We start from the raw sequence: 6,684 nt of genomic DNA, 5'->3' as shown, positions 1-6,684 counted from the left end.
CTTCTCGCGGTGCAAGGCAGAGGGACGCACCCGCAGCCAGCGTCGAGAAGACTTCGGCCACCGACGCGTCGAAGCCCGGCGAGGCGAACTGCAGCACCCGGTCCTCTGGCTTCACGCCGTGCGCTTCGGCCACTGCGTGCGCCATGTTCGCAAGGCCGCCGTGGCGCACCATCACGCCCTTCGGCTTGCCCGTGCTTCCCGACGTGAAGAGCACGTACGCCAGCGACTCCGGCACCACCTTCTTCGTGGGTCGCGTCTTCGGCTGACGAGCGACTCGTGCACTGTCCTCGTCCAGCAGGACCAGCACGGCATTGCCGGTGGGCATCTCATCCGCGAGCGCCGAGTTCGTCAGCACCAGCGCAACACCGGACTCCTCCAGCAACTCACCCACTCGCAGCGCGGGCAGCGTCACATCCACCGGCACGAAGGCGCCTCCCGCCTTCAGCACCGCCACCATCCCCACCACCCACTCCACACTGCGCTCCACCAACAGCCCCACCCTCACCTCCGGGCCTACTCCCAGCCCTCTCAGGTGATGCGCCAGTTGGTTCGCCCTCTCCTCCACCTCCCCGTAGCTCACCCCTCTTGCTTCCGTCCGCACCGCCTCCGCTTCCGGCCGCGCGTCCGCCACCGCCTCGAAGACTTCGTGCCCGCACTCACCCTTCGCGCCGTACGTCTTCCCCGTCCGGTTCCACTCCTCCACCACCCGCCGCCGCTCCTCCACGCCCATCCACTCCACGTCCCCCACCCGCTGCTCCGGCTTCTCCACCAGCGCTCGCACCACGCGCTCGAAACCGTCCATCCATCGCCGGACCGTCCGCTCCTCGTACAGGTCCGTGCTGTACTCCCACAGTCCCGTCAGCCCTTCCGCTCCCTCCGTGAGCTGAAGGCTCAGGTCGAGCTTCGCGAGCCCGCTCTCCATCACGATCGGGCGCAGCACGAGCCCGGGGATGTTGATCTCCGACAGCGGCGCGTTCTGGAAGTTGAACGACACCCGGTAGAACGGCGTCTGCCCGGCCTCGCGCCCCGGCTGGAGCGCCGCGACGATCTGCTCCAACGGGATGTCCTGCTGTGCGTAGGCCTCCACGCACGTCTTGCGGACGCGCCCGAGCAGCTCCCGCAACGTCGGGTCGCCCGACAGGTCCGTCCGCATCACCACCGTGTTGACGAAGAAGCCGATCAGCCCCTCCACCTCACGGCGGTTGCGCCCCGCAACGGGCGTTCCCACCGCCACGTCATGCTGTCCGGACTCGTGCGCGAGCACGACCTCCAGCGCCGCCAGCAGCACCATGAACGGCGTCAGCCCCTCCTTGCGGGCCAGGGCCTTCAGCGCCTCCCACGGTCCCTGCTGCATCCGGAATGGGAGCGCACCGCCCCGCACGCCGGACCCCGTCCGTGGATGGTCGGTCGGAAGCTCCAGCATCTCCAGACCGCCGAGCCGCTCCCGCCAGTACGCGAGCTGCTTCTCCAGCACCGCCTGCTGCGCGCTGCCCCGCTGCCAGACCGCCCAATCGGCGTACTGGATCTTCGCCGGCGGGAGCGCGGCCGGTCGCCCGTGGCTGAAGGCGTCGTAGAGCGCCAGCACTTCACGCACCAGCACGCCCATGGACCAGATGTCGAAGACGATGTGGTGCATCACCAGCACCAGCACATGGTCATGCTCATCCAGCTGGACCCACGTCGCGCGCAGGAGCGGACCGCGCTCCAGGTCGAACGGGCGCAGCATCTCCGCCTTCGCCAATCGCAGCGATTCCGCGTCCCGCTGCTCGCCGGAAAGGGCCCGCAGGTCCACCGAGGACACTGGCAGCTCCAGCGCCGGGGCGATGCGCTGCACGGGCTGTCCGCGCTCCTGCGTGAACGTCGTGCGCAACACTTCGTGGCGGTCGACCAGCGCCTGGAGGGCACGCTGGAAGGCCTCCATGTTCAGGGGCCCGGTCGCGCGCAGGACGATGGGCAGGTTGTACAGCGCGAGCCCCGGCTGGAGCTGATCGATGAACCACAGCCGCTGCTGCGCGAACGACAGCGGCGGTGGCGTGGACTTGTCGCGCAGGGGGATGGCGTCGGGCGCGGGCGCCCCTGCCGCTTCCTGCTTGAGCCGGCGCATCAGCTCCTCGCGCTTCTCCGGGGAGAGATTGCCGAACCGCTGGACCAACCCGCTCATGACGACTTCTCCATCTCCGCCAGCAGCGCTTCGAGCCGGCCCGCGTCCACCGGGGACGCCTGGGCCTCGAGGACCGCGTTCACCACTCCCAGCACCGTGGGCGTTTCAAACAGGCCCCGGATGGACACCTCCACGGCGAACAGCTCCCGCAGCCGCGACACCACCTGCATGCCCAGCAACGAATGGCCGCCCAGCTCGAAGAAGTTGTCGTGGATGCCCACCCGGTCCACGCCCAGCAGTTCCTGCCACAGCTCCGCGATCTGCTCCTGGATGGCATCCTCCGGCGCCACGTACGGCGTCCCCAACGCGGGCCGCGCATGCGCCGACGCGGGACGGGCCCGCGGCACTCCGCCGGTTCCTTCCACCGCCGACGCGGACTCCGAGGGCACGGTCCCCCGTACCCTGCGCGCAGACAGCTCTCCCGTGGAGACCAGGATGCGGCCCCCTTCGCCCAGACCCAGGATGCGCTGGAACGCGCGCGCGCCTTCCTCCAGCGTGAGGCCCAGCCGCCCGGCCTCCTCGGTCCAGCCGTCCCAGTCGACGGACAGCCACGGCGTGTCGCCCTGGCGCGACTGCTCCGCGGCGAAGGCATCCAGGAAGTGGTTGGCGGATGCATAGGCCGCGAAGCCCAGACCGCCCAGCACCGTGGCCAGCGACGACTGGAGCATCACGAAGTCCAACGGCTCTGCCTTCAGCGCGCGCGTCAACGCGAGGAGGCCGTGGACCTTGGCCTCGAACAACAGGCCGCAGCGCGACGGCACCACCTCCGAGACGAGCACGTTCGCCGGCGCTCCCACCACGCCCGCGGCGTGGATGACGCCGTGCAGGGCGCCGAAGCGCTCGTGGGCCAGGGCCACCATGCGCTGACAGTCCTCATCGCGGGTCACGTCCGCCGACACGACCAGCACTTCCGCACCCTGCCGCTCCAGGTCCTCCAGCGCGCGCAGCTTGCGTGACGTGGCGTCCTCGGGGCCGTGCTCCGTCTGCCACGCGGCCCAGGCCTCGCGCGCCGGCAGTCCGGTGCGGCCTACCAGCACCAACCGCGCCCGAGCCTCCGTCGCCAGCCGCGACGCGAGCGCCAGACCCATGCGGCCCAGCCCTCCGGTGATGAGATAGACGCCGCCCTCGCGCAGCAGCCCGCGAGTGGACACGTCCGGCAGGGACACGGGCGCGAAGTCCTCCACCCAGCGGTGACGGCCTCGCAGCGCCACCACCGCGTCGCGCGGATCCGATTCCAGCTCCGCCACCAGCGCGTCCAGCCACGGGCGCGCGCCGGCTCCGCCGTCCTTCGGCGGCACGGTGACGTCCACCGCGCGGCAACGCCAGCCGGGCCCCAGCTCCTGGGGCAGGACGCGGCACGGTCCCAGCGCCAGGGACTGCGCCGGTTCCAGCGACTCCTCTCCGGTGACGTCGTGGGCACCGGCGGTCACGACCGTCAGCACCGTGACCGCACCGGGCCAACGGGCCTCCATCGCGCGCGCCAGGTACAGCGGCGGATAGAAGCCCCGGGCAATCGCCGCCTCCACGCGCGCCGCGCTCCCGGAGGCATGGTCCGCGAGCGCCCATCCATCCAGGAAGGCCACCCGTTCCGGCCGCGCATCTCCCAGCGCCTCCAGCAGCCAGGTGTGGTGCTCCGGCCGCGTGCCATCCAACGCGAAGCGTCCGGGTCCCAGCGGCAGGAAGTCGCTCCCGGGCACCACCTCCACCACGGAGGCACCGCTCCGCCGCAGCCGCTCCGCGACCGCCGTCCCCGGCCCGTCCACGAAGAGCAGCCAGCCGCCCTTCACGCGCGAGGCCTCCGGGCGCCGCGCCTGCTTCCAGGCCAGTGAGTAAAACCAGCCCGCGGACTCCGGCCGCTTGGTCACGCGGCCCCGCGCATCGTGCGTGTCCTTCGCGGGCCCGGCCTCCACCCAGTAGCGCTGTCGCTCGAAGGGATAGGTGGGCAGGGGCACGCGCCGCCGGGCTTCAGGGGCGTACAGCTTCGTCCCGTCCAACCGCACGCCGGACAGCCACAGCCGTCCCGCGGCGCCCAGCAGGGACTCCAGATCCGTGCGTGCCTCCTGGGCGTGACGCATGGACGCGATCACCACCGAAGGCGGCGGAGAGGCCCGCCGCGCCAGGGTCGCCAGCGTGTTGCCCGGCCCCACCTCCAGCAGCACGCGCGACGGCTCTTCGAGCAGCGTCCGCACGCCCTCCGCGAAGCGCACCGGACGGCGCAGGTGTTCCACCCAGTAGTCCGGGCTGCGCGCCTGCTCGGAGGTGATCCACGTGCCGGTGACGTTGGAGACCCACGGGAGCGTGGGCTCGGACCAGCGCACCGCGCGGAGGCGCTCGGCGAAGGCGCCGAGGATGGGCTCCATCATCGACGAGTGGAAGGCGTGCGAGGTGTGCAGCCGCCGGCACGCGACCCCGCGCTGCTCCAGGCGCGCGGCCAGGCGATCCACGGACTCCATCGGCCCCGAGACCACGCACAGCGACGGCGCGTTGACGGCCGCAAGCGACAGGTCCGGCCCCAGCAGCTCCTGGACCTCCGCCTCCGGGAGTGACACGGAGAGCATGGCCCCGGGGGGGAAGCTGCTCGATGAGCGCGCCCCGCGCGGCGATGAGCGACAGCGCGTCCTCCAACTTCAGTACACCCGCGAGGCAGGCCGCGACGTATTCGCCCACGCTGTGTCCCAGCATCGCCCGAGGCTTCACGCCCCAGGCCATCCAGGTGCGGGCCAGCGCATAGGACACGACGAACAGCGCGGGCTGGGTGAGCGCCGTGCGGCGCAGCTGGCGGTCCGCCTCCACGTCCCCGTCCCGGGCCAGCAGGAGCTGGCGCAGGTCCAGCTTGAGCGTCGGCAAGAGCAGGTCGCAGCACGCGTCCAAGTGCTTGCGGAACACCGGGAGCTGTTCGTGGAGCCCGCGCGCCATGCCCGCGAACTGGGCGCCCTGCCCCGGGAACAGGAAGGCCGTCTGCCGCTCCACGGCGGTCTCGTGCTGGGTGAGCAGCCGCGACTCGTCCCGTGACGTGAGGACCTGACGCGCGTCCTCTCCGTCGCGGCAGACGATGGCGCGGCGATGTTCGAAGCGGCGGCGGCCCAGCATCAGCGTGTACGCCACGTCCGCCAGCTCCAGGTCCGGGTGCTGGCTCAGATGGGACGCGAGCTGCTCGGTCGCCGCGTCCAGTGCAGCTTCGCTGCGCGCCGACAGCAGCAGCAGGTGCGAAGCGCGCGTGCTGGGCGCAGTTTCGATGGAGGGCGCCTCCTCCAGGATGACGTGCGCGTTGGTGCCGCCGATGCCGAAGGAGCTGACGCCCGCGCGCCTCGGTGCGCCGCGCGACTCCCAGGGGCGCAGCGTGTTGTTGACGAAGAACGGACCTGCCGCGAAGTCGATGGCGGGGTTGGGACGTTCGAAGTGCAGGCTGGGGGGAAGCTGCTGGTGGCGCAGCGCCATCACGACCTTGATCAACCCGGCGACGCCCGCGGCCGTGTCCAGGTGGCCGATGTTCGTCTTCAGCGAGCCCAGCGCGATGGTGCCCGGCGCGTTCGCCCGCGAGCGGAAGGCCTGGTTGAGGGCGGAGACCTCGATGGGGTCCCCCAGCGGCGTCGCCGTCCCGTGGGCCTCGATGTACTGGATGTCGCCGGGCTTCACTCCGGCCACGCCGAGCGCCTCGGAGATGACAGCGGCCTGGCCCTCCGCGCCCGGCGCCGTGTAGCCCGCGCGGCCCGCGCCGTCGTTGTTGACCGCGGAGCCCCGGATGACGGCGTGGATGGTGTCGCCCTGGGCCAGCGCATCCGTCAGCCGCTTGAGCACGACGATGCCCGCGCCCGAGCCGCGCACGGTGCCCTGGGCCCGGGCGTCGAAGGCGCGGCAGTGGCCGTCCGGCGACAGGATGTCCCCTTCCTGGGCCAGATAGCCGGCGCGCTGAGGAAGCGACAGGGACACGCCGCCCGCGAGCGCCAGGCTGGACTCGCCGGACAGCAGGGACTGGCAGGCCAGGTGGACGGCCACGAGCGACGACGAGCACGCGGTCTGCACCGCGATACACGGCCCGCGCAACCCCAGCTTGTGCGCCACGCGCGTGGGCAGGAAGTCCTTCTCGTTGCTGATGCCCACCTGGTACGTGCCGACCGTCCCGAGCAGCTCCCGCTGGGGGATCAACTGCGAGTAGAGATACGCGGGCGCGCCCGTGCCGGCGAACAGCGCCACGGCCTTGGGCCAGGACTCGGCGTCGTAGCCCGCGTGCTCCAGCGCTTCCCAGGCGCACTCGAGGAAGAGCCGGTGCTGCGGGTCGAGGATCTCCGCCGCGCGCGGGCTCAGTCCGAAGAAGGCCGCGTCGAACCTGTCCACGCCCTCCAGCGGATAGGCCGCGCGGACATAGCCGGGCCTGGAGGAGAGCGCCGGATCCACGCCAGCGGTCTCCAGGTCGCGGTCGTCCAGCGCGACGAAGGACTCCACGCCGTCCCGCACGTTGTGCCAGAGCGCTTCCACGCTCGGCGCTCCCGGGAAGCGGCCGCTCATGCCGACGATGGCGATGG

Annotated in this window: 2 protein-coding genes and 1 pseudogene; all 3 read right to left on the bottom strand. The window is 71.7% G+C overall.

Annotated elements, in window-relative coordinates:
* The coding region (locus D7X30_RS34230) for a condensation domain-containing protein (protein WP_147443388.1) at window positions 1-2,161 on the bottom strand (2,161 nt) is incomplete at its 3' end.
* Entirely contained in the window at window positions 2,158-2,382 is a 225-nt protein-coding gene (locus tag D7X30_RS43890; protein ID WP_370051939.1) for a phosphopantetheine-binding protein, read from the bottom strand. The genes D7X30_RS43890 and D7X30_RS34230, both read right to left, overlap by 4 nt.
* Before the next feature lie 360 nt (window positions 2,383-2,742).
* Window positions 2,743-6,667: pseudogene (locus D7X30_RS43885) on the bottom strand (type I polyketide synthase); the annotation flags it as partial.
* Between the last annotated feature and the right edge of the window lie 17 nt (window positions 6,668-6,684).

The sequence above is a fragment of the Corallococcus sp. AB011P genome (assembly GCF_003611605.1).
GTDB classification, from domain to species: Bacteria; Myxococcota; Myxococcia; order Myxococcales; family Myxococcaceae; genus Corallococcus; species Corallococcus coralloides.
Note: the sequence above shows the minus strand (reverse complement) of the source record. Positions and strands in the feature narration are given on the sequence as shown.